This window comes from Microcoleus sp. PH2017_08_TRC_O_A, from assembly GCF_020738665.1.
Classification (GTDB): domain Bacteria; phylum Cyanobacteriota; class Cyanobacteriia; order Cyanobacteriales; family Microcoleaceae; genus Microcoleus.
The window spans coordinates 13,697-37,143 of sequence record NZ_JAEQCE010000044.1 but is presented as its reverse complement, the minus strand read 5'-3'; the positions used below and the strand labels follow the sequence as shown (position 1 = coordinate 37,143).

At 48.3% G+C, this 23,447-nt stretch carries 24 protein-coding genes and 1 tRNA gene; 14 read left to right on the top strand and 11 right to left on the bottom strand.

Annotated features, from left to right (window positions below; all coding sequences use genetic code 11):
* The first annotated feature begins 56 nt into the window (after positions 1–56).
* The 7 genes from JGK22_RS17195 to JGK22_RS17165 all read left to right on the top strand — a co-directional run bounded on the left by JGK22_RS17195 (position 57) and on the right by JGK22_RS17165 (position 5,772).
* A complete protein-coding gene (locus JGK22_RS17195; protein WP_293184700.1) occupies positions 57–887 on the top strand; it encodes a glutathione S-transferase family protein in 831 nt (276 codons plus the stop codon).
* A gap of 35 nt (positions 888–922) precedes the next feature.
* Positions 923–1,120 carry a 50S ribosomal protein L35 gene (gene rpmI, locus JGK22_RS17190; RefSeq protein ID WP_293126590.1) on the top strand — a complete coding sequence of 66 codons (198 nt, stop codon included), beginning with the start codon at positions 923–925 and terminating at the stop codon, positions 1,118–1,120.
* Between the two features lie 20 nt (positions 1,121–1,140).
* Positions 1,141–1,497 carry a 50S ribosomal protein L20 gene (rplT, locus tag JGK22_RS17185; RefSeq protein WP_293148587.1) on the top strand — a complete coding sequence of 119 codons (357 nt, stop codon included), beginning with the start codon at positions 1,141–1,143 and terminating at the stop codon, positions 1,495–1,497.
* 268 nt (positions 1,498–1,765) lie between these two features.
* The gene (locus JGK22_RS17180) at positions 1,766–2,296 is read left to right on the top strand and encodes a tetratricopeptide repeat protein (protein WP_293184697.1); all 531 of its coding nucleotides are present in this window, start codon (positions 1,766–1,768) and stop codon (positions 2,294–2,296) included.
* 238 nt (positions 2,297–2,534) lie between these two features.
* Positions 2,535–2,912, top strand: a complete 378-nt coding sequence (locus JGK22_RS17175) for a response regulator (protein ID WP_293184695.1) — start codon at positions 2,535–2,537, stop codon at positions 2,910–2,912.
* Positions 2,909–3,517, top strand: a complete 609-nt coding sequence (locus JGK22_RS17170) for a chemotaxis protein CheC (RefSeq protein WP_293148579.1) — start codon at positions 2,909–2,911, stop codon at positions 3,515–3,517. Before JGK22_RS17175 ends, JGK22_RS17170 begins: the two co-directional genes overlap by 4 nt.
* Complete coding sequence (locus JGK22_RS17165; RefSeq protein WP_293190542.1) at positions 3,514–5,772, top strand: diguanylate cyclase; 2,259 nt, start codon at positions 3,514–3,516, stop codon at positions 5,770–5,772. Before JGK22_RS17170 ends, JGK22_RS17165 begins: the two co-directional genes overlap by 4 nt.
* 757 nt (positions 5,773–6,529) lie before the next feature.
* Here JGK22_RS17165 and JGK22_RS17160 read toward each other — a convergent pair.
* Both JGK22_RS17160 and holA read right to left on the bottom strand, forming a co-directional pair.
* Complete coding sequence (locus JGK22_RS17160) at positions 6,530–7,579, bottom strand: hypothetical protein (RefSeq protein WP_293184689.1); 1,050 nt, start codon at positions 7,577–7,579, stop codon at positions 6,530–6,532.
* 374 nt (positions 7,580–7,953) lie between these two features.
* Positions 7,954–8,931 carry a DNA polymerase III subunit delta gene (gene holA / locus JGK22_RS17155; protein WP_293207014.1) on the bottom strand — a complete coding sequence of 326 codons (978 nt, stop codon included), beginning with the start codon at positions 8,929–8,931 and terminating at the stop codon, positions 7,954–7,956.
* Positions 8,932–9,475: 544 nt separating this feature from the next.
* Here holA and JGK22_RS17150 point away from each other — a divergent pair.
* The 4 genes from JGK22_RS17150 to JGK22_RS17135 all read left to right on the top strand — a co-directional run bounded on the left by JGK22_RS17150 (position 9,476) and on the right by JGK22_RS17135 (position 13,353).
* Entirely contained in the window at positions 9,476–10,216 is a 741-nt protein-coding gene (locus JGK22_RS17150; protein ID WP_293184776.1) for a DUF1868 domain-containing protein, read from the top strand.
* Entirely contained in the window at positions 10,213–10,368 is a 156-nt protein-coding gene (locus JGK22_RS17145; RefSeq protein ID WP_293184683.1) for a hypothetical protein, read from the top strand. The genes JGK22_RS17150 and JGK22_RS17145 overlap by 4 nt, the downstream gene beginning before the upstream one ends.
* Before the next feature lie 245 nt (positions 10,369–10,613).
* Entirely contained in the window at positions 10,614–11,927 is a 1,314-nt protein-coding gene (cbiE, locus tag JGK22_RS17140; protein WP_293313268.1) for a precorrin-6y C5,15-methyltransferase (decarboxylating) subunit CbiE, read from the top strand.
* Positions 11,928–12,147: 220 nt separating this feature from the next.
* Entirely contained in the window at positions 12,148–13,353 is a 1,206-nt protein-coding gene (locus JGK22_RS17135) for a glycosyltransferase family 2 protein (RefSeq protein WP_293313266.1), read from the top strand.
* Between the two features lie 92 nt (positions 13,354–13,445).
* Here the strand turns inward: JGK22_RS17135 and JGK22_RS17130 are convergent, their stop codons facing one another.
* Positions 13,446–14,348 carry an EamA family transporter gene (locus JGK22_RS17130; protein WP_293184674.1) on the bottom strand — a complete coding sequence of 301 codons (903 nt, stop codon included), beginning with the start codon at positions 14,346–14,348 and terminating at the stop codon, positions 13,446–13,448.
* 84 nt (positions 14,349–14,432) lie between these two features.
* Between JGK22_RS17130 and JGK22_RS17125 the strand changes: the two genes are divergently transcribed.
* The gene (locus JGK22_RS17125) at positions 14,433–14,939 is read left to right on the top strand and encodes a MarR family transcriptional regulator (protein ID WP_293184672.1); all 507 of its coding nucleotides are present in this window, start codon (positions 14,433–14,435) and stop codon (positions 14,937–14,939) included.
* Positions 14,940–14,982: 43 nt separating this feature from the next.
* On the opposite strand, the gene JGK22_RS17120 is transcribed toward JGK22_RS17125, so the two are convergent.
* The 6 genes from JGK22_RS17120 to JGK22_RS17095 all read right to left on the bottom strand — a co-directional run bounded on the left by JGK22_RS17120 (position 14,983) and on the right by JGK22_RS17095 (position 19,988).
* Positions 14,983–15,162 carry a DUF5615 family PIN-like protein gene (locus JGK22_RS17120; RefSeq protein WP_293184669.1) on the bottom strand — a complete coding sequence of 60 codons (180 nt, stop codon included), beginning with the start codon at positions 15,160–15,162 and terminating at the stop codon, positions 14,983–14,985.
* Entirely contained in the window at positions 15,159–15,389 is a 231-nt protein-coding gene (locus JGK22_RS17115; protein ID WP_293156139.1) for a DUF433 domain-containing protein, read from the bottom strand. Before JGK22_RS17115 ends, JGK22_RS17120 begins: the two co-directional genes overlap by 4 nt.
* Positions 15,390–15,868: 479 nt before the next feature.
* Positions 15,869–15,940, bottom strand: a tRNA-Asn gene (locus JGK22_RS17110).
* A 108-nt stretch (positions 15,941–16,048) separates the two neighbouring features.
* Positions 16,049–16,603, bottom strand: coding sequence for an NYN domain-containing protein (locus tag JGK22_RS17105; RefSeq protein WP_293184667.1), 555 nt, complete (start codon positions 16,601–16,603; stop codon positions 16,049–16,051).
* A 326-nt stretch (positions 16,604–16,929) separates the two neighbouring features.
* Positions 16,930–17,790, bottom strand: a complete 861-nt coding sequence (murI, locus tag JGK22_RS17100) for a glutamate racemase (protein WP_293184665.1) — start codon at positions 17,788–17,790, stop codon at positions 16,930–16,932.
* Positions 17,791–18,200: 410 nt separating this feature from the next.
* On the bottom strand, positions 18,201–19,988 hold the full coding sequence (locus tag JGK22_RS17095; protein ID WP_293313264.1) for an N-acetylmuramoyl-L-alanine amidase: 1,788 nt from the start codon (positions 19,986–19,988) through the stop codon (positions 18,201–18,203).
* A gap of 160 nt (positions 19,989–20,148) precedes the next feature.
* On the opposite strand from JGK22_RS17095, the gene JGK22_RS17090 reads away from it, so the two are divergent.
* Positions 20,149–20,310 carry a hypothetical protein gene (locus JGK22_RS17090; protein ID WP_293184661.1) on the top strand — a complete coding sequence of 54 codons (162 nt, stop codon included), beginning with the start codon at positions 20,149–20,151 and terminating at the stop codon, positions 20,308–20,310.
* A gap of 712 nt (positions 20,311–21,022) precedes the next feature.
* Here the strand turns inward: JGK22_RS17090 and JGK22_RS17085 are convergent.
* Complete coding sequence (locus tag JGK22_RS17085) at positions 21,023–21,217, bottom strand: hypothetical protein (RefSeq protein WP_293184659.1); 195 nt, start codon at positions 21,215–21,217, stop codon at positions 21,023–21,025.
* A gap of 97 nt (positions 21,218–21,314) precedes the next feature.
* Positions 21,315–22,319 (bottom strand): alpha/beta fold hydrolase, encoded by a 1,005-nt coding sequence (locus JGK22_RS17080; protein WP_293184656.1) that lies wholly within the window; start codon positions 22,317–22,319, stop codon positions 21,315–21,317.
* Between the two features lie 416 nt (positions 22,320–22,735).
* Here JGK22_RS17080 and infC point away from each other — a divergent pair, with 416 nt between their 5' ends.
* The gene (infC, locus tag JGK22_RS17075; RefSeq protein WP_265239585.1) at positions 22,736–23,269 is read left to right on the top strand and encodes a translation initiation factor IF-3; all 534 of its coding nucleotides are present in this window, start codon (positions 22,736–22,738) and stop codon (positions 23,267–23,269) included.
* Positions 23,270–23,447 lie beyond the last annotated feature (178 nt).

Sequence of the window (23,447 nt, the reverse complement as noted above, 5' to 3'; positions counted from 1 at the left end):
TCGTCCGAAATAATACCAATACCAAACTGCAAATATTTACAAATCTCAATTACTTTATGAATCATTCAACAATTGCCAATACCGAAGTTATCCGCCTCATCACCATCCCCATCAGTCACTACTGCGAAAAAGTGCGGTGGGCCCTTGACTTGCTAAAAATTCCCTACATTGAAGAAAGACACGTACCACCTTTTCACCGATCGGCCACCAGCAAAAACGGAGGTAGCAGCGTTCCTGTTTTAGTTACCAAATCTGGCAATTTTACAGATTCAACAGATATTTTGCATTACCTCGATACAATCAGTTCATCAGGTCAGTATTTGTATCCGACAAATGTAGAAATGCGCCAAGAAGTCGAAGCACTTGAAGAGTTATTTGATGCTAGACTGGGAGAATATACTCGCAATTGGGGATATTTTTATCGATCGGGCGATCGCAAAACAATGCGAAGAGCTTGGTGCAACAGTACCCCCGTACTTGAGCGAATAGGGTTTGAAATAGCCTTTCCGTTGATTAGCGCCAAAGTGCGGCAAGTCTACAACATAACAGCAGATTCCGCCGCCAGTTCGCTGCAAGGAATCAAAGAAATTTTTGAGATTGTCGATCGAAGATTAGCAGGTGGCAAAACCTATTTAGTAGGCGATACAATATCCGCAGCCGACATAACTTTTGCAGCGCTGGCGGCTCCGGTTTTGCTGCCGTCGGAACATCCGGTTTCGGTAGCGAAAATTGAAGAATTGCCGATCGAAATGGCAGCAGTAATTAAAGAATTGCAGTCAACTGCCGCCGGAGTTTACGCCCTCCGCTTGTATCGCGATCAGCGCCGAGTTCAGTCATCCCATCCCGATCGTCGCAAATCCAGCTTGCAGAAAGTAGCAGAAACGTGATACAGTTGAAGCTTGTGTCCAAATAACACCACTCCATGCCAAAACTCAAAACTCGCAAAGCAGCCGCAAAGCGCTTTAGAGCGACCGGCAGCGGAAAAATTGTGCGCCGCAAAGCTTACAAAAGCCACTTGCTTTCACACAAAAGTTCAGCTCGCAAAAGCCGTCTCTCTAAGCTGGTCGTCATCGATGAGACCAATGATGGTAACGTGCGGTTAATGCTTCCATACTTGTAAAGTTTAACGGAAATTCAAAGATGACACGGGTAAAACGCGGTAATGTCGCCAGAGCGCGCCGCAAAAAAATTCTCAAATTAGCCAAGGGTTTCCGCGGGGCACAGTCCAAACAGTTCCGCACAGCTAACCAACGGGTGATGCAAGCCCTGCGAAATGGTTATCGCGATCGCAAAAAACGCAAACGCGATTTCCGCCGCCTGTGGATTGCTCGGATCAATGCTGCATCGCGCCAACACGGCACGAGCTACAGCAGACTGATCGGCAACATGAAGAAAGCCAATATCGAAATCAACCGCAAAATGCTGGCACAAATGGCAATCATTGACCCCGCAACATTCGGTAAAGTCGTGGAAATGGCAAATCGAGCCGGATCGTGAAAGCTTGAATAGTTTTCAGACAGAAGAAAGCAGAAGTAGGAAAGATTTAGCTATCTGCCAGAGAAGGAAAACTCCTGATAAATCTAGGAGGTTGAGACTCATTTTCCTTCTTTGTTCTTACTTCTGGATTCTTGATTTTTCAGAAATCGCGATCGGGCTAGTCGATCGCCATTTTCGTGTTTTTATATAGTTGCCAAGGCAAATCTCACAGATTGCTAGCGGATTAAAATAAATAAAACCTTCCACAAACCAACTAACATAAAAAAACATGGATAGTAATTTGCTGATTGTTTACCTGTCAGTTTTGCTGGCTATACTCGGTAGCACTTCCTGGTTTGTTGTGCGCCAGATTTTCAAAACTCGGAAGCTGGAAATGTCCTTGGAACGCTTAGAAAATAAGCTGACCATAGAAAAAGGAACAGCACAGGAATACTACGAGTTAGGCAGTATCTATGTAGATAAGAAACTTTACTCCCAGGCGATCGTACTATTTCAAAAAGCTCTGAAAAGCCAAGAATTAGCAGGCGAAGAAGATCTAGCATTTCTTTACAACGCCCTAGGTTTTGCCCACTTCGGCCAAGAACAGTACGACATCGCGATCCGTCAGTACAAAGAAGCCCTGAAGTTGCAGCCCGACTACGTTACATCTCTCAACAATCTCGGTCACGCCTATGAGCGCAAGAAATTAACAGCTCAAGCCTTGGAAATGTACGAACAAGCTCTCACCTGCGATCCAGAAAATGCCACTGCTAAAAAGCGAGTAGAGTCCCTCAGGAAGCGTTTGGTAATCTATAATTGAGGGCCGGTGTTACGAGCAATACAGATCCCGCAAACCTGGTTTCATTCAGAAACCGGGTTTTTTCTTCCCATAATCAAAGAGACTAGACTATCGAACACCTTAATGCGTTAGTTTTTAAGAACAGGAATTCACCTAATGCGAGCGATCGCAGGCGATCCCAACAGTTTAAACTACTGTCAAGATCGAAGCAGTGCCTGCAACATCGGTCAGTCCTAAACAATTGAAGGAGGAGAACGTAGTGACATCAATTCTCGTTGTCGAAGATTCGTGGTTGACTCGCAGGGTGATCTGCAAAATCCTGCGAGCAGAAGGATACGAGACTTGGGAAGCATCGAGCGGCCCGGAAGCTCTGGAACTTCTGGCCGCTAAGACCCCAAACTGTATGCTCTTAGATTTGCTGATGCCAGAAATGGAAGGTCGCGAAGTCCTGCAAGCCATGCGCGATCGAGGATATAACATTCCAGTCATCGTCATTACCGCAGATATTCAAGCAACCACCAAATCCGAATGCATGGAACTCGGAGCCCTGGCAGTAATTCACAAAATGCCCAACTCAGACGAACTAATCGGGTGGATCAAAAAAGCTCTCAGTGCCAGCGAGGAGAGCGCCCCATGAAATTAAGCGCTCGACAGCTCGATGCTTTGCAGGAACTCGTCAACATCGGGATCGGTCAAGCAGCAGGGATTTTGAACGACATGATCGAATCTCCCATTCGCTTGCAAATTCCCTACCTCCAAATCCTGTCTCCAGCCGACGTGCAAACAGAATTAGAGCAGCACCTCAACGGCGAACAAATTTCCGCCGTCCAGCTCAAATTTACTGGTTCCTTTGGAGGCATTGCCCAGCTAGTCTTTCCCACCAACAGTGCGGCCACGCTCGTGACCATGCTGACTGGGGAAGAAGCTGGAACTCACGACCTGGATTCGGTCAAAATTGGTACGCTGAGTGAAGTAGGAAATATTGTAATCAACGGGGTCATGGGTGCAATCAGCAACGTACTTCAGCAGCGCCTGAACTACTCAATTCCCAATTACACGGAAGGGACGATCGCGACTTTGCTCACATCTGGCGGTTTGGCTGCTGATACAGTGGTTTTATTAGCCCAAACCCGTTTCATTATTGAAAGGCTTCACATTGAAGGAGATATCATCCTCATTTTCAATGTCAGTTCCTTTGACGCCTTGTTGGCTGCGATCAATCAACTTGCCGGGGGTCTATGATCGAGGAGAGCAAAACTATTGAGGAAAAGTTTGGAGTTCTCGACAGTGTACCAGTCGGCGCCTGCCTGCTGCGAGATGATTTTGTGGTGCTGTTTTGGAATGCCTGTCTGGAAGACTGGACGAAAATTGGGCGCGAGCAAATGTTGGGAACCAAGATCACAACTCATTTTCCTCACCTGAGCCAGCTCAAGTACGCAAATCGCTTCCAGCAAATCTTTGCAGGAGGCCCGCCAACAATTTTTTCTTCTCAAATTCACAAGCACCTGATTCCGGCAACTTGGCAAGAGGGCCAGCAGCGCATCCAGCAAACTACTGTGACGGCTGTCCCTGCACTTTCACCGGGCGTTGCAGAACTGAATATTCCCAACTTGATTCGATCGACTGTGGAGTTGGAACCAGATAGTATGGTGCGACAAGGAGATTCTGTTGGTGTCGCATTGCCGTCAAACTTTCGGGATTCAATTTCGCCTTACGGCTTTATCCCACCAAACTGCCAATCGTTTTACGCCCTGTTGGTAATACAAGACGTAACCGACCTCACCCACCGCATCCAAGCTTACCGCACGATGCGAGATCAAGCTTTGGAAGAAGTGGAAGTGCGCCAGCGGGTGGAAGCAGAATTGCGCGAGAGCCAGCATTTCATCCAGCAGATTGCCGATGTGGCGCCTTACTTACTCTACATTTACGACTTGACCGAACAGCGCAACGTCTATGTCAACGGTCAAGCTTCTAAGCTGCTAGGCTACACTCCCCAAGAAATTTTACAGATGCAAACAGCTTTGTATTCCAGTTTGGTGTACCCAGAAGATTTGCCGAGGCTATCCGCCCACCTGCAAAAATTTCCCTCAGTCGCAGACGGGCATATTTTGGAGTTGGACTATCGGCTCCAACACCGATCGGGCGAATGGCGCCACTTTCGCTGCCGCGATCAAGTGTTCGCCCGCACAGCAGAGGGGAAGCCCAAACAAATTTTCGGCACTGCTCAAGATATTACCGAGTACAAGCAGGCAGAAGAGGCGCTGCGACAACAAAACGAACGGGAACTGCTGATGGCGACGATTACTCAGCACATCCGCCAGTCTCTAGATTTGGGCGAAGTGCTCAGCACGACAGTGACAGAAGTGCGCCAGTTCCTTCAGGCCGATCGAGTGATGATCGTCCGCTTTAACCCCTGTACGGGCAGTCACTGCGCCACACCCCCGACGGGGGCGGTGACAGTGGAATCTGTAGCACTCAACTGTCGGCCGATGCTGGGAGAAACCCTGGAAAATTTCTGTTTTGACGAGTTCTATCTTGAAGCCTACCAACATCGGGCGATCCGACCGATCGCGGATGTCTCCGCCGCCGATTTGCCGCACGCTCAAATTGACTTGCTCGCACAATTTGAAGTCAGAGCTTATTTGGTAGTACCGCTAGTGCAAGGGGAGGAATTGTGGGGACTGCTGATGGCTCACCAGTGCAGTCCCCGACAGTGGATGCAGTTGGAAGTCGAGTTATTGTCTTCTCTGGCCACTCAGTTGGCGATCGCGATCAAACAAGCAGAACTCTACCAGCAGTTGCAAGCAGCCAACCTCAAGTTAGAGCGTTTAGCAACTTTAGACGAACTCACGCAGCTAGCAAACCGCCGTCGGTTCGATCAGTATTTAGACAGGGAGTGGCGCCGACAAGCGCGGGAACAAACACCTCTGTCCCTAATTTTGTGCGATATTGATTCTTTTAAAACTTATAACGATACCTACGGACATCCAAAGGGAGACGAGTGTTTGCGGCAAGTCGCCCAGGCGATCGGCAAAGCAATTAATCGCCCTGCCGATTTAGTAGCTCGCTACGGAGGCGAAGAATTTGCCGTTATTTTGCCGAATACGGCGAGTGAAGGGGCCGAGCTGGTAGCCGAACACATACAGCTCAAAATCGCAGCTTTACAGATTCCTCACGCTGGTTCTCAGGTGAGCAACTACGTCACTGTCAGTCTGGGGATAGCGACTATGGTTCCTATCTCTGAATCCGAAGCCTCTATTGCGATCGACGCAGCCGACGCAGCAGCGAGTACGGTTCCTGCATCTAAATCCCCAGCCTCGATATTGATTGACGCAGCCGACGCAGCGCTGTACCAAGCCAAAGATCTCGGGCGCGATCGCATCCAAGTTTACCAACCAGACCCTCCCACAGCCAAAACCAACGGCACAGCCCCTCCCGTGCGCCCGGTTGACTTTTCCCTACCCAATACTAATTTCCCCTCACCCACAAGCGCTTGACTTCTGCCAATATTTGTGAATTCGGAATAGACACTGACCCGAATCCGGCACTAATACCATTAATTTTAGATTAAATATTTTAAATTAAATATTTTAGAATGACTTATCACTATCAGGCTTTCGAGCTTGCCTACAGTTACATTCTTTTTTTTACCGCTATAACTTCAACACCGGAGACATTTTTATTCTAGCATTTTGGAACCAGCTTTGGCAAGAAAAAGTCTCAAATACAATCAGTTTTTTCTGACAATTTTACTGACTTTATCACTTGTTTGACCGAGAATGCTCCCAGTATAGATTAAAGTTTAATATCAAGTCCGCTGCCACCAAACTTGTATGGTAGGCTTCGATCGCAATTAGCAATAGAACAATGCCACCAATTAAAGAAAGTTAAACCAGGAATTAAGTCTTGACAGCGATGAAATAGTACCTTTTTGGCTACCAATCTTATAGCGTTCCAGCCAGATAGTATGGTACCAAGTGAGATCGATCGGGTCGGATTCCTAACCGTAGTTGCCTTCAACTTCTTCTACTGAAAGATGTGGTTCAACAACCAGACGCTTGACCATAATTGTACGATCGCACGCTCTTCACCACACCGCCATTATAGCCAGGACGGTGCGACCGGACTCGATATGAGTAAAATTCAAAAAAGTCAAAAGTAATAAAGCTTTCAGTAAAAACAAGATTTTTTACTTTTGACTTTTGACTTTTGACTTTTTAGCACATCGAGTATCAAACTCAAAACTCAAAACTCTTAAGGTGCTGCCGCCGCCCTGCGGTTGGCAACAATCAGATTTGCCTGGTACTCTGCCGCTTTTTGCTGAGCCTTTGAATGGTTGGGGCTAGTTGACGGCACGGCTCTCATAAGCTGAACCGCTTTCTGCCATTCGCTTGCTACCGCAATCCACTCTGCTTGAGATTGAGCCGTCTGTGCCAAAACTGCCGCCTTCTGAGCGTTGTTAACGCCTTCCCTCCAAGAGTCAGGCTTAGGCGCGGCGGCTTTTGGTGCAGGAGATGCTGCTTTTGGCGCAGGAGATGCTGCCTTGGGCGCAGGAGGTTTGGGAACAGGGCTCGCGGGCGTAGCAGCATTAGTGGGAGCGGCTTTTGGTGCAGGAGGAGATGCTGCCTGTGGGGCCTCGCCAGATGCGCTGGGAGATGGAGATGTGGCTTTAGACGCAGGAGATGTGGCTTTTTTGGGGGAGGGCGAAGCTGCTTCGGGGGCGCTCGGTTCAGGGTTCGAGCCGCCACCGAAGGGGAAATTTCCAGTCAAGTAAAGCGCTGCGATCGCCCCCAAAGGCACTAAGATACCCACAGGTATTGCCCATTTTGGGAATTGTTTTTTCGGAGGGGGGGCTACATCTTCGTCTTCGTCTTCCTCGTCGTCTTCCTCGTCGTCATCTGGATCGAATTGTCCCTCTTGATAATAGTCTTCGCCATCGGGTTCGACATCATCTAAACCTACAGAGTCGTCAGGCATTCCAGTATCCGAGGCATAAAGCATTGGATCTGCTGGCATCAGATCTATTTCATCTTCCCACGCAGGGGAGCCGTCACCTGTGCGACGCCCGTAAACTTTGACAGTGTGAATTGATTCGACTCCCAAATTCGTCATCCCGCTGCGGATGAAATCCACCAATGCCATTTGACTCGGTACTTTGCCTGACTCCAGAGTTATGTGGAGGCAGCCGTTGTCCCGCGTCACATCGGCGTTGATGCCTTTGGGTTTGAGTGTACGGTTGATGCTAGATGCGATCGCTTTTGGATCGCCCTGCTTCAGAAGTTCCCGCAGGTTCTGTTGTGTCATGGGTAGCGCTCTTTTTTTTGGGGGGGGTGGAGAGCCGGCAAATAATATTAATCGATCGGCGTTCGGCGGCGGACAATATTTATTTACCACATTAACTTCTACTGTGGCATTCTGAGATTATTTCTCGTAGCTATTGAGATTTTTGCGCGCGATCGGATATCCAGCATATATCCGATCGCGCAATTTGTTGTAAAAATTTACCAGAAAGAATTGGTTTAAAGCCCGCCCGCCCGATCGGGAGAAATTAAAAGAAGCCTATTCATTACTCCAATCCTTTTCCTTCCAGGTAGAGGTCGCCCTCAAACTGTCAACTGTCAACTGTCAACTGTCAACTGACTGAAAGTCACGGCCCGCTCCTGCTGGGCTGTCTCTCCTCACCGAAACAAGCTAGAAAGTTCTATTACTTTGGTTTGCAGGGTTGAGACTTCTTCCCGGCCCCGCTTTAAAGAAGCTTCTAACTCTAGCAGCAAAGGCAAACTTTTTTGTAGTTTTTCTAAGCTGGCGTTCTTGACTTCTTGGCGAAAATAGTATATTCGTTTCGGATTGCCGAGGTCTAGAGCTTGAGCAATTTTATCATCGCGATCGCCCGCTTGGATCATTGCCTTCACCCACAGCCAAATCCGAAACTTACCAGTCAAGCCCGCCACAATCCTCAAACCAGGTTCGCTCTGAGCCGTTAAGCCCGCCAATAACTCTAAAGCAGCGGAAGTCTTGCCCTCGCGAATCGCATCGGCTAGCTGGAAGGTATTCTGGGCGTTACAGTGCACCAGTGCGGCGACTTCCTCGGGGTTGAGAGGTTGACTGCGATTGCCGGCAAACAGCAGCAATTTTTCGAGTTCGCTGTATAGCCCGCGCGTATCGCTACCGATGGATTCGGCTAAAAGTTCGATCGCCGTGGCGGTCAATTTGACATTCATTTCGCCGGCGACTTGGCGCACCCGCTGGGCTAACTCTTTTTCATTCCAAGGCGGAATCGGTGAAAATTCTCGGAATTCGGCGGACTTGGCGATTAACTTGGTAGATTTGAGCCGGCTGTCGGGTTTTTTGACAGATGTCAGCAGCAATACGGTACTAGGGGAAATTACTGGCAGCGTCCGTTCCAATTGGGCTAAAAGTTCCGCAGAGCACTGCTGCGTTACAGTCGTATTTGCCAGCCAGACAAAACGGCTGCCGGTGCCGAAGGGTGGCGTTAAAGCTCGATCGAGTCCTTCAACCACAGCGTCGGGTCGATCGGCAACAATCTTGTCATAGTTAAAACTAGCCCAATTGGGGTCGAGGACAGAGGAGCGCAAACTTGTGACTGCTTGCGCGATCGCAAAGTCGTCTTCCCCCCAAAACAGGTAAATTGGCATATTTCAAGTTCAGCAGCCCAAAAAATCAGATTTGCACGATCCCGAAGTCCAACATATCCTGAATCAGACTGTTGATACAAAGTAAATGATTTTCTAGAAACTTCTTGAATAATTAGGTAAAAGCTGGTAGTGTAGATTGAGAAAAAAATGCTTTAGCGACTAAAACAGCTAAGACCATGGTCACTTTGAGCCATTATCATTTCCAGCAAATGTTGAAGCATCAAGCTGCTGTTAAATGGCAGTTTTGTAGTAGGCATAACGGAAGAATACACATCAAAAACCTGTTCAAAGTGTGGACATAAATTCAAATGGCGCTTTCAATATCCTGTTGAAAGCTTTGAGAGATACCTCCTTGACAGGAGAGCTTGCAGCTTTTTCTGTATTGCCATACACGGTAGTATCAGGCTTAGTCCTGGATTTGCCGGGTTAAATGTATCTGTTGAAAGCCCGCACCATAATATAAAATTTGGTGTGGCAGTATTTCACCGCGAGGAAATCAAGATTGGATGATACTTATCAAGCTTACGTAAATCGGGTGGCGCGAATGACGCTGCTGGACTCCTACAAGTCCCAGGTGGAACACATTCAGGAATCTCCAAAATTTAAGCCTGATGAAGCCGGTCACAGAACTCCTGTACCTTTTCCGGGTTATTCGGTGATTACGCCACCTGCGGGGGAAGATGCAGACAATACTGCACTTTATACTAATTTACACTCAGTCCAACAACGGCTATTGCAGGAAATCGCGGACGGTGCGATCGTAGCACTGCCTCCTGATAGCTTCCATTTAACCGTCGCCGATCTGATTTGGAGCAGCGCTTTTCGAGATGCCTCTGAGAAAAATCCAGAATTTGAGGGTCAACTGCGCGGGCGCATGAAAGATGGTTTTGCGGCCTGCAAACCCTTGGCGGGCGGCTCTCCCATACGCTGGACGGTGCTGGGGTTGATGGTGATGACTAGGGCTGTAGGTGTCTGTTTGGCACCGACGGACGAAAACTCTTACAAGCAAATTCTGGAGTTTCGTCGATCGATCTATCAAAATCCCGATTTAATTGCCTTGGGAATTGAACAGCAATATCATTTTACGGCACACATTACTCTGGCTTATTTTGGGGATACCGGGCCGAACCTAGACCGCGCTCATTTTTCTGCCCTGATGGCTGAGTTAAACGACCAATGGCTCGACACGCCCCAGGATCTGTGGGTGCACAAAGCCGAACTGCGGAAGTTTGACGATATGACTAGCTACGTGCGGCAACCGGATTGGCCTGTTTTTGAGTTTTGACCACGAAGGAAGAAGGAAGAAGGAAGAGGGAAGAGGGAAGAAGGAAGGAAGAGGGAAGAAGGAAGGAAGAGGGAAGAAGGAAGAAAGAGGTTCGAGCGAAGTTCGGCAACGAGCAAAGTACGGAATTTAACCGATACAAGCCAGAATTATGAGGAATCAAGGAAGATTTTCCCAATTCTTCCCCCTCTTCCCCTCTCCCCCTCTCCCAATTCTTCCCCCTCTCCCCCTCTCCTCCTCTCCCCCCTCTCCCCCTCTCCCCCCTCTCCTCTGTCCCAACCTTCAAAATACTGCTTATAAAATGCTTTAATTATTCTGACTTGACAACAAAATCAAGCAAAAAATTCATGAGAAACCAGGAAAAATCAGTAATTCTGGTTTTTTAATTTTTAATGCAAAAGTGACTGTACACGTTGTTGGTATTGGTTTAGATGGAGCTGCTGGGCTGAGCGAATCGGCGCGGCAGGTTGTAGAAATGGCCGCTCTGCTCATCGGGAGCGATCGGCATTTGAGCTATTTTCCCGAGCAATCCTGCGAGCGCTGGGCGTTGGAAGATTTAACCGAAGCAATTCTGGAAATTCGGCGTTGGTTTGCCGTAGATGCGAATTTAGAGCCAGATGCAGGGACTTTTTCGCCCCCCTCCACCCCCTCGCATCAACTGATTGTAATTTTAGTTGCCGGAGACCCGCTGTTCCACGGCTGGGGAAAGTTGCTCATTTCCCAACTGCCGCCGGATAAATTGACTTTTCACCCCCATGCAAGCTGCGTGCAGTTGGCCTTTAACCGCTTGCACATCCCTTGGCAGGATGCTCATTTTGTGGGTTCCCAGGGACGTTTTTTTGAGGAACTGACGGCAAAACTCAAGCTGGGTGTTGAGAAAATTGCGGTACTCGCAGACGAAACTCGCACTCCGGCGGCGATCGCAAGTTTGGTGAAAGCTCTGGATTTGCCCACACGCTACCAGTTTTGGGTTGGCGAAAATTTGGGTTCCGCCGAAGAACGCGTGGGTTACAAGTCTCTGGAAGCTTTGCTGGGAGAGGATTTTGCACTTCTGAGCGTGGTGGTGATGCTGCGGCACTCCCCGCCGATAGAAGCTTTGGATTTGGGAAAGTTGCCTTTGTTGGGTATTCCCGATGCAGCTTTTATCGGTTGTGGCGACAGGCCTGGTTTGACGGTTGAACGGGAAGTGCGGGTGTTGGTACTGGCACAATTGGCTTTGCAACCCGAACAAGTTGTCTGGGATGTGGGTGCTGGTAACGGTTCTGTGTCGATCGAGATTGCTCGTTTATTCCCGCAGTCTGAGGTATACGCGATCGAACAAACGGTTTCTGGCACTTCTGCGATCGAACTCAATTGTCGCCGTTTTGAGTTGCAAAATGTGTTTTCGATTCACGGAACCGCCCCGGAAATCTTGCACCGCTTGCGTCCGCCGCACCGGATTTTTATCGGTGGTAGCGGTGGAGGGTTGACTAAAATTTTGGGCGTTTGCGCTCTGCGGCTGCTCGCTGGAGGGTCGATCGTCCTAGCTTTGGATGTTTTTGAGGATATTGCTACTGTTTTAAGCTGGATTGGCGATCGGGTGCGCCGGGAACCGCACTGGAGTTACCGCATCGTGCAGGTGCAGTTATCGCGTTCTGTGTCTGCGGGCAGTTTGACTCGTTTTGATGCGTTGAATCCAATTTCGATTGTGACGATCGATCGACATTTGAATTAATTCTAGAATTTTAACCGCAGATGAACGCAGATGAACGCAGATGAATCGCTGCATAATATCCCGTCTTCTCGAAGGCTCGCACCTAATAATGGTGATTTTTCAGGACATGATATTATGATAGCTTAGATAATAGGTTTGCTCGCTGAGTAGACCAGGGTGCAAATTGATTAAATCAACTCAATGACCGCAGCAAATTAAATTAAATTAAGGTACTAGAATTGTGCAAATAAATCAGCTAGGGTTCCTATTTGTTGATGTTGTACTCTCGGCGATCGCCCTGATCGTTCTAATTCCGGTTGCAGTTCTATTCCTAGAATGCTGTGCAGCTTTCCTGTCCAGCTTTGGCGACACAGCGGAAACTCAAGAAGCCCGCCCCAAAGTAGCAGTTTTAATTCCCGCCTACAACGAAGCAGCAGGAATAGCCGCCACCATCTCCACTATATTGCCGCAGCTAACACCTCAAGACCGGCTGTTAGTGATTGCTGACAACTGCACCGACGCCACAGCAGAAATCGCCCGCAACAGCGGTGCAAGCGCGATCGAGCGCCACGACACAGAACGCAAGGGGAAGGGATACGCCCTAGATTTCGGCTTGCAGTCGATCGCCTCAGACCCCCCAGAAGTGATCATCATGGTTGACGCCGACTGCATTTGTCAGCCGGACGCGATCGACAAATTAGCCCGGGTGGCAATGGCAGAACAAAGGCCAGTCCAAGCAACATATTTAATGGAACAGCCGCCCAATCCTACCCCAAAAGATTCGATTTCTGCCTTAGCATTTCTAGTGAAAAACCTAGTCCGGCCGAGCGGATTAAAACAGTTAGGATTCCCGTCATTGCTAACAGGTACGGGCATGGCTTTTCCGTGGTTAATCATTCGAGATGTTCCCTTAGCCAGCAGCAATATCGTCGAAGATATGCAAATGAGCTTGGATTTGGCGATCGCCGGACATCCAACGGTATTCTGCCCCGAAGCCCGAGTCACCGGATGTTTGCCGCAGCAGGAACAAGTAGCTAAAACTCAAAGAACCAGATGGGAACACGGACACTTACAAACCTTGCTAACTCAAACTCCCAGGCTGGCGACAGCTTCGATCGAGCAACAGCGTTTTGACTTAATGGCGATCGCCCTCGACTTATCCGTCCCTCCCCTATCCCTTTTAGTTGCTATCTGGCTAGCCGCTTTTGCTGCCTCAATACTAGCAGCAATTATCGGAGCATCCGCGATTCCCGCCATATTATTAGGAGTACAAGGATTGCTAATTTTAGTTTCAATTGTCAGCGCTTGGGCAAAATTTGGGCGTGCCGACATTTCCGGCGCAACTCTATTATCTGTTCCTTTTTACATCCTGTGGAAAATCCCTTTGTATCTGGGTTTTATCCTGAAACGGCAAACTAAATGGGTACGCACGGAACGCGATGTTTAGTATTCGGTAATATTCCGTAGGGTGCGTCAGCCAAATAGTTGATGCAACTCGAAACTCTTGTTCCTGACGCACCTTAGGATGACGACTGTAAGTTATTTTTTGATCCGAGATTTGAAAGTATTAGATAAGCGTTGACGTAGCCGATCCGTTTGTTGCCCTATCAAAACACTCATCAAAACAATTCCCATCCCAATCAGTTGAATTGGCGTAAGTGTTTGGTGTAGTAAGACGAATCCCAGTAGTGTTGCTACTACAGGACTCATCAACCCTAGCGATGCCACAGCCGATGTTTTGAGTTTATCAATCCCCCGAAACCAAAGTGCATAAGCAACTCCAGTGCCGACTAAGCCCAGGTAAACGAAGCCCAATAGGTTAGTTGTTGAGATATGAGTTATTGGCCCTTCGATCGCTAGGGCGATCGGCAGCAGAACGATTCCACCAACTGTTAACTGCCATGCTGTAAAAACAAGTAGAGAAACTGGGCGTTTCCAACGTTTGACTAGCACCGTTCCCAGACCCATTGTTGCAGCTCCAGCGATCGCAGCAACAATGCCAATGCTATCAAGACGCGCATTAGGGCCCAGAACCAGCAACCCGACACCAATAAAGCCTGCGATCGCCACCACAATAGACAGCTTAGACGGTTTTTCATTCAATATTAACGAAGAAAATAATACGACTAATAAAGGTTGGATTGCGCCTGCCGTTGCAGCAACGCCACCCGGAAGGCGATAAGCAGCGACAAATAATAGTGCTTGAAAAATTCCGATATTGAGGCTACCCAAGAGCAGAATACGCCACCACCAAATACCTTTGGGCAGTTGTCTAAACCAGGCTGCTAGCAGAATACCGATGGGGAGCGATCGCAAAGCAGCCACTAATAGCGGATGGTTAGGGGGCAGGAGTTCAGTCGCTACAACATAAGTTGTTCCCCAGATCATCGGCGCCAGAGCAGTCAGCAGAATATCAGAGAGGCGAACAGTAGCTGTCTTCACAATTTTATCTTAACGTCAAGATACTTGATGCCAAGATTCTAGCATTTATCTTGATGTTAAGATGGTTGGCATCAAAATTTTTAGGTGAGTAGCATTTCAATGAATGCCGATCCAGTCGATGCGATTTTGGCTCAATGGCAAAGAGAGCGCCCTGACTTAGATGTGTCGCCAATGGGCATTATTGGTAGGATGGGGCGACTGACCAAATACTTAGAACGATCGCTTCAACAGACATTTTCCAACTTTGGCTTGAACGTTGGAGAATTTGATGTGTTGGCGACATTGCGCCGTTCTGGCCAACCGTACCAGCTTACGCCGACCGAGCTATTCAATACATTGATGGTTTCATCGGGTACGATGACGCATCGTATAGATCGCTTAGAACGGGCCGATCTTGTGAAGCGCATGGACGATCCGAGCGATCGCCGAGGGACGCTAATTCAGTTAACCGATAAAGGTTTCAACGCGATCGAGAAAGCTGTTGAGGCTCATGTTGCCAATGAGCATCGACTCCTTAGCGCTTTAGACGAAGCCGAACGTAAAGTTCTAGCTCAACTGCTGCGGAAGCTTTTAATTTCATTTGAGGAGTAGCGGTGACAGTAAAAAATCATTGCAGCGGATGCACAAAGTCTTTTTACTTCGTTGCAATCATACTTGTCACAATACAGAAATCGTTCAACTTAGCGAAATCCCAGATTTCTGTATCTGTTTTCTCTGCTAGCCCGTGAAATTCAACATGGCTAGCGTTAGGGAAAATATCAGCCAAGCGAGTAACTAATTTTCGGCTCAGATTTTGATCGAATAGTAGTTTCAAGCGACACTCACCGAAGCAACTAAACGACGATCGCGATCGGCGACAAACTCTAAACAGGCTCTAATATCTGTTTCTGTCAGTTCTGGGAAGTCGTCAATAATCTCAGTAATAGACATTCCAGAAGCCAGCCAGCCAAGAACATCGTAAACCGTAATTCGCATCCGACGAATGCAGGGCTTGCCACCACGCTTATCTGGCTCTATGGTGATGATATCGCGATAGCTCATAAAAAATATTTGGTAAGTGGGAAACGAGCGAGTCTTTAGACCTGAGAGGAAAACGACTCGGCGGTTTCAACCGCCTTGAATCCCCTTTCGGGGTTAGAGGGGTATGGTTGCCCCTCTGTGGAGATATGGTTGTCTCCGAATCCCTTTCGGGTAATGTTCGCTTGTCGGTCAATGTTATAAGGGCTTTTTCCGGCTAGCAGCACTGTTTCAGTGACCTTGAAACAGTTTAACTACTAGCGACAGGGCAGGGGACTAGCGTCGCATCCACAGGGTGTCGTGACCCAAATAACGTAGACCTGCGTGAGGTCTTAGGCTGGTCAGAATGGCTTACTTGATTTCTCTTGCAAGCCCAATCTCTTTAGAGTTGGGTTCCTGACGATACAGGTAAAGTGTTTGCATCTACATTATAGAAAAATATATCGGAAAATAAAAACAAAAAAATCTGAAGCTGGAAACTTCCAACTTCAGACTTTTACTAACTCCCCGGGTAGGATTTGAACCTACGACCAATCGGTTAACAGCCGATCGCTCTGCCACTGAGCTACCGAGGATTGCGTGGTTTTTGTCACCCACATTTACTAATAGTAGCTGAACTTAGAGGATTTGGCAAGGCCTTTGACAAACTTTTTTTCGATCGTACAGAAAGCGGGTTCCAGCAGCTAATGCAGCCCCATTCTCATTCTGGCGAGGCGCTGCTGCGATTCAGGATCGAGGGAATTCGACAGAAAGCGACTGGAGTTGTGTTTGCGGGATTTGTGCTGGCGCTCGCTGCGGCGGGCGGTGGATTCTACGTCAGCGGCTAGTTGTTCGGCGGACATCCATTCGGCACCGTAGCCGACTACGGTCAATTGCTGCGCTCGGTCTGAGGTGGCGACAATCATCCGCCCTTTGCCTTTGACCGATCGCAACTCGTAGCGCAAACTAGCACAAGACTTTTCAATATAAGTATCTGCCGTCTGACCGAAGTCAGTGTAGTGCACTGATAAATTTTTAGTAATAATTTCTTTAACGCTCGGAGTATCTCGATAGTGAGCGTCAAACACCAGTCTGGCCTCAAAATCTTGAACGGCGCTGTAGTTAACTAAAACCTCAATCAACTCGCGGCGGGCTGTTTCGAGTTCGTCGCGATCGCGCTTCTCTCGGAGTCGAGGCCAAAGTCCAATCATGTTATAGCCGTCTACAAGTAACACTGCTTGCGATATATAGGGTGACATGGTTCAAGGCTGAAGAGCTCCAGCAGATAGAGGACGTTATTTGCATTGTTCATCAAAGCTTTTGTTAAATCTTATTACAGATTGATGATTGATTGCTACCTCCGATCGCAATAATTAAACCCCCCAAATCCCGAAAAGCTTGGGATGTGGGGGGTGATACGATTTTCGATTTTCGATTTTCGTTTTTTGATTAAAGAATCGGGAATGACTTGTCACATAAGGGTTTGGAGTTTGCTTACAGTTGCATTCCTGTGGGAAATTGGTGTGGGATTTGTGCGATCGTCTTCTGCAAGCTTTGCTAGCGCGCGATCGATAAATTTTTCCGCTTACTCGACAGATTCCACGGATACGGGCGATGGCTTACGCCCCGCTTCGCTACGGACAACCGTCGGCAGAGATATTTTCTCCACCGCAGGAGTACAGCCCAGCCACTGCACCGACAAGTCCGCAAACTGCTGCGGGGCGCCACTCACGCAAAAACGAGTCGGCAGCGCAGCACCCGAATTTCGCAGCCCTAAAACCTCCAATTCTCGGGCAGCAGCAGCCACCACGCGCACCGCAGGATCGATTAAATTCACCCCAGCAGGCAAGAGCGATCGCAACACGGGAGCCAACAGCGGATAATGAGTGCAGCCATAGATCAGCGTATCGATGCGCTGCTGAATCAAAGGAGCCAAATATTCCCGAGCCACCTCAGAAGTATAAGGATCGTGAATCCGGTTTTGCTCCACCAGAGGCACAAAAGCCGGACAGCTAACCTGCCATACCCGACAAGAATCATCCATTTCCAAAATCGCATTTCGATAGGCATTGCTAGCAGCCGTAGCAGGAGTTGCGATCACCCCGATCCGCTTGCCTTGCTGCACCGCAGCCTGGGCCCCCGGCAGAATTACTCCCAGCACCGGAATATCAAACTCAGCCTGCACCATCTCCATCGCCAAAGCAGAACTGGTGTTGCAGGCCATAATGACCATTTTCACATCCTGTTCCACCAGCCAGGCCATAATTTCGCGGACAAAATGCACAATTTCCGACGCAGCCCGAGTGCCGTAAGGCAGCCTTGCCGTATCTCCAAAATAAAGTATTGATTCGTTGGGCAATTGTTTGTATAACTGCGTCAAAACAGTTAAACCGCCCACGCCACTGTCAAATATACCGATTCTTTGCTGTCTAGAGTCTGTTGTCATTTGTTAGCTGTCAATAGTCTGTTTTCAATGGTCATCAGTTATTAGTCATCAGTCAGTAGTCATCAGTCAGTAGTCATTAGTCAGTAGTCATTAGTCAGTAGTCATTAGTCAGTAGTCATTAGTCAGTAGTCATTAGGGAAAATTACCAATGGGAGCATCTCATTTTTGTAAAAAGCATTTTTTCTTTGAGTGCGAGCGTCCCCGCTCGCGTATTGTACGATACGCGAGCGGGGACGCTCGCACTGTAAATGCAAAACTTAGATGCTCCCTTACCAATTACCAATGCCCAATGCCCTGTTTGGCCAATGCCCAATGCCCAATTCCCAATTCCCAATTCCCAATTACCAATTACCAATTACCAATTACCAATGCCCGATTCCCAATGCCCAATGCCCAATGCCCAATGCCCATTATCTTTGTTGAAGATAATATAAAATGCCACGAGCGATCGAAGCCGCCATTTGACTCCGGTAAGCTGGATCGGAAAGTTTAGCAGCATCCTCAGCACCTGTGACAAAACCGACTTCCAGCAACACAGAAGGCATAGCACTCTTCCTCAAAACATAAAATCTCGCCTGCCGCACCCGACGGTCTTTCGCCCCCGTCCCATCCAAAATACTGGCGTGAATCACCCGGGCTAAATCTTCCCCGCTATCGAAATAATAAGTCTCAATCCCGCTAATATCCGGGCGACTCATATTAATCGCGTTGGCGTGAATGCTGACAAACAAAGTAGCATTCACCCGTGATGCTAAAGAAACTCTCGGTTCTAGGTCAATTTCGCTGTCGTCAGTCCGAGTCATTACGGCTTGCACGCCCTGCTGTTCTAGCAGCCTTGCCACCTGATATGAGATATCTAAAACAATTTCCTTCTCCTGAATGCCCCCAATCCCGACGGCACCCGGATCGCGGCCGCCGTGGCCAGGATCGATCGCCACTACGAAACGACGGTTAGAACCTTGGGGCAAATCACCCGCTCCTATACTCATTCTCGGCAACGGCTGCGGATTTGGATCGCGAGTCAAAGGTGACTGCGCGCTAGCACTCGATCGCAATTGCAAAGACAGCATCTGCGGGTTAGGTCTCGTCACCCTGCCTACCTGTACCCCCGATCGCGGCTGCACCCAAATCACCACAGTCTCCGCGTCTTCCTGGCTGGCGGTAAACGATACAGGACTGTTGCCATCGAGCTGAGGAATTTGCCCCGCCAGAGAACTAGAAGCAAGCCGAATCCAGTAAGCTTTCGATGATTGATCCCACCCGCTGGTATAGGAGACTTGGCGGTCAGTTCTCACCACGAATTGCGTGCCGTTACTCGCTAAATCAATGGACTGAACTCTCGCTAAACTTCCTTGAGCTGGTCTCCCAACAGTTAGGGGTTGGGAGCGCGTCAGGATTGGCGGACTCGTGCCTCCTGGCGATAGCACAACCGAGCCAGAATTGCCGACAGAAGCGCGCCACTGAGTATTAGAACTCTTCATCCGCAAAGTTACGCGGGTAACGGGCGGATCTGTTGGCAATTGCCGGACTTCAATCTTGTCAACTCCGTGCTTGCCGTTAGTTTGAGGCTGTTGGCCGCCCGCGCCCGGAGCTAAAGTAGCTCCTTCAATATCGAGGGTGGCGATGTCCCCGGCCCGACTTTGTTGAAAATTAATTTGGGGGTTGCCACCGGCAGTACGGATCAAAAAACCGTCCGCCGTCACCTGAACGTTCTGAACTACAGTCGCTTCAGCAGATTGGGTTTCCCTTGCTGAAGGTTCAACCGATAATCTTTCTCCCCCGGGTTCTGAGATCGAATTTTGAGTTCCTCCCCGTACCGGTGCGGGCAAATCTACTGTCCACTCGCTGGCAGAAATGCCCCGAAATTTTACTTGCTGGGGGTCTAGAGTAAACCCGTCTTTGAGTTCGACGACTATTCTGGTGGTATCGTCGTCAAACTGTCCTACTCGCACAGATTCGATCGCCCCTGACAGCGGTTTGTTGACCGAGGGACTGCCCAGACTCGTCCCCGGTAAGTCGATTACCAATCGCGTGGGGTTGAAAATCAGTTGAGCCTTGGGTTGGACTCCCCCCTCTGTTCTAATGTAGAGCCGGTTCTCTGAAGCATCAAACCGCCAAGATTGCAGTCTAGCTGCTTCGGCGGCTCCGGCGAGCAAAAATACACTTAAGAAACTTGGTAGTAGCCAGTGGAATTTCACGACAGTTTTTTCCTCGTTTGCGTTACTGCTAAAAGCTGGAAGGGTGCTGCTTGCCCGAGTGGCTTTCAGCAGTTCGCCGCCAGCAGACCGGGGGCCAGGGGCCGTCAGTTGTTGGCTAAATGACTTTTTTATGCGTTAACTGGCCGCCAAATCCCCAATTATGACATTTTGGAACTTTCCTGCATACTTGGGGGCGATCGGTTATAAGCTGACTGAGAAATTGTTGGCACAAGGGAAGGTATTTATAGCAAAAGGAAGAAGGAAGTTCGGCAACGAGCACGCGATCGGGATTTTTAAAATGCGATCGGTTAGAAAACTTTAATTATCTATCGTCGCCAGAGAACTCAGAAGCAATAAAGTCAATGGTTTCAGCAATTCATAATATCCGGACGATCTGGTGCTGCTACTATTTATAGGAGCAATTAACCCTTATTTCTTGAAGTTAGAAGTTGAAATTTTACCAGAAAGAATTGGTTGAAAGCCGGAACCCCGATCGGGAGAATTTAAAATCAGACTATTCATTACTCCAATCCTCATCCTTCTAGGTAGAGGTCGCTCTCCTTCGGTCAACTGTCAACTGTCAACTGTCAACTGTCAACTGTTGAACGCTCTTCAAGGAATCTGTACGACGGGTCTTTAATGGATAGAGATAGTTACAGTAAGGGTAATAATCCGTTTGACAGTTGCATTGTCTTCTAACTTTTCATAGGCTACCTTGATAACTTAACAACCTACTTTCAGCATGATCAGGATTTCCCAGATTGAAATGACTTTTGAATGCAGCTAAATATTAGTTCCAGACCAACTGGCATATCCTTTTATAAAATCATTGTCTCTCACAGCTTGACATTGACATACAACTACATAGCGCCTCTTCCGTCTTTTTTTATGGCATTGTTACAGTCGGACATTTTGGGTAGTAATGGAAACTTAGTTGTTAGTTAGGTTTCCGGCATCGCTAATCTTAAACGATGATAGCCAGTCAATGCTGTTAACTGTAAATGGAGAATATTTTGTCTCACTTTGTTTGGTGCCTAATGCTTTGTCACCAACAGTCTTTGAGCGTATACGATCGACAGCCAAAGGATTGGTTGCTTGACGGGGGAAAAGTTTTGACCGGAGATATTGTTATCGCAGTTGTCAAGTTTTTGCGACACCAGAAACAATCGATCGGCTTCTGGCAAAAACCTGTGATTTGGTTTGATGACCTGCCTTTCGACTAACTGCATAACTCCCACGTATACTACCAGTTAGAGAAGATACAGTATCTTGGCGATTCTGTCAATCTCTAAATTGCTGAAAAAAGCGACCATAAAATTAAATAAATCAACTCACCTTAGCTGCAAAATTTCGATCGATCCAGTTCAAAATTGCTTCATTTACTTGTTCCGGGCATTCATCCTGGGGACAGTGGCCGGCATTGTCTAATTCAACTAGCTCTACATACTGGGGATTGCATTCGACAAATTGGTGGGGCCGGGCGAACCGAGGGGGAATCATCCGGTCTTGTTTGCCCCAAATTAACAGCATCGGGATTGTGGAATTTCGCAGTACAGTCTTGACACCGGGGCTGAATTGTGAACTGCCTACAGCTTTAAATACAGCGCAGAAGGTACGGGCTGCTCCCCGATCGCCCGCAGGCCCTGATAGAATGTCCACTAATTCGTCGGTAACAGATTCCGGGTTGGCGTAGGCAAAGCCGACCCAGCGGCGGACAACTGAAGGTTTGCGGACGAAAGCAAACAGAGGCCTGAGGATGAGCGGAGAAACAAACCAGCTTTCCACAGCTTCGATCGCGGGTAACAGCCATCCTGGCACCGCCTCGGCTCGCACAGAGGGGTCTGGGAGGCTAATCATCACCGTGCCGGCCACCATCTCCGGGTGAGCGGCGGCGGCGGCCAGACAAATCAGGGAACCGATCGAATTTCCTGCCAATACTACCGGCTCTCTGATAAAAGTCAGCCAAAAATCATACACTTGATCGACCCACAAAGACACAGAGTAGTTAACGGGAGCTTTTTGGGAAGCGCCAAAACCCAACAAATCCAAGGCGTAAACTGTATGTTTTTCAGCGAGGGGGCCGAGATTTTGACGCCAATGACCGATCGAAGCTCCAAACCCGTGCAGTAAAATAATTGGGGTGCTTGATGTGGCGGAGGCTATTGGTTTGGTAGCAGCATCTGGAAGATCGATCGCGCCTTGATTGTTCCCCAAAGCCGGCCGCAAATAGCTGTAGCGAGTTTGCCAACCGCGCCACACCCAGTCTCGTTGAGTTCCTACCCGTTGGTGCCAGTGCAGATAATTTGTCAATTTTGCCTCAGCTCGCAACATAAATTTACATTTGCTTATACCCATTCTACAAGGCAAATCAGGGGACTTGGGGAACGGAGCGGACTGGCTAGATTAGCTAATAAAAGCCGTTTTAGCTGATTTTTAACGATTTACCGGGAATTTGCGACCTTTTTACCATCAATCTGGCACGGGGGCGGGCGATCGTGTGTGAAGTTAAAATAAAACTAAGCAGAAACTTAGCCAGACTGAGTAGAATAACAGGTATTGTAAGAATTCATTTACGATAGTCCAAATATTCCCTAAGGCTTTAGCTGAGGGGAGAGAGGGCGCGGTAGTACGTCCGGTAAGGGTAACACCTTACAAAATAGCTCGATCGGACAAAATGAAAGATTGGTCGATCGAACCTGTAATTATCAAGAAGCTTCAATATTAAACTACTGATTGTAAAACCATTCATGCCTGTGATTGAAAGAAGACAAAATCGCAACCTACCCCAGATTAACGAAAATATTCGATACCCCAAAATCCGGGTGATCGATACCGACGGCGCGCAACTAGGGATATTGACACCCGCAGAAGCGCTGCGTCTGGCAGAAGAAAAAGAACTCGACCTCGTACTTGTCAGCGACAAAGCTGACCCGCCTGTATGTCGCGTCATGGACTACGGGAAGTACAAATTCGAGCAGGAAAAGAAAGCGCGAGAAGCTAAACGGAAGCAACACACTGCTGACGTGAAGGAAGTGAAGATGCGCTATAAAATTGAAGAACACGACTACCAAGTGCGCCTCAAACTAGCAGACCGCTTTATCAAATCTGGGGACAAAGTAAAAGCCACGATCATGTTCAGAGGTCGGGAAATCCAACACAGTAACCTAGCAGAGGACTTGCTCAAGCGCATGGCCACAGATTTGCAGGAAATCGCAGAGGTGCAGCAAGCGCCGAAAAAAGAAGGCCGCAGTATGATGATGCTGCTGTCGCCGAAAAAATAGTTATGAGCAATTAGTCATCAGTCATCAGTCATCAGTCAATAGTAATAGACTGGTGACGGTAGACTAATTGCCACGCCCCAAAAAGGATATAGGTTTCCGACTCTAGTCGTCGAGGGTCAAAACAAAAATTTTAGACCAAAGTTCCAGCTCCTAGATTCCATCTGTGGAGCAAATCTAA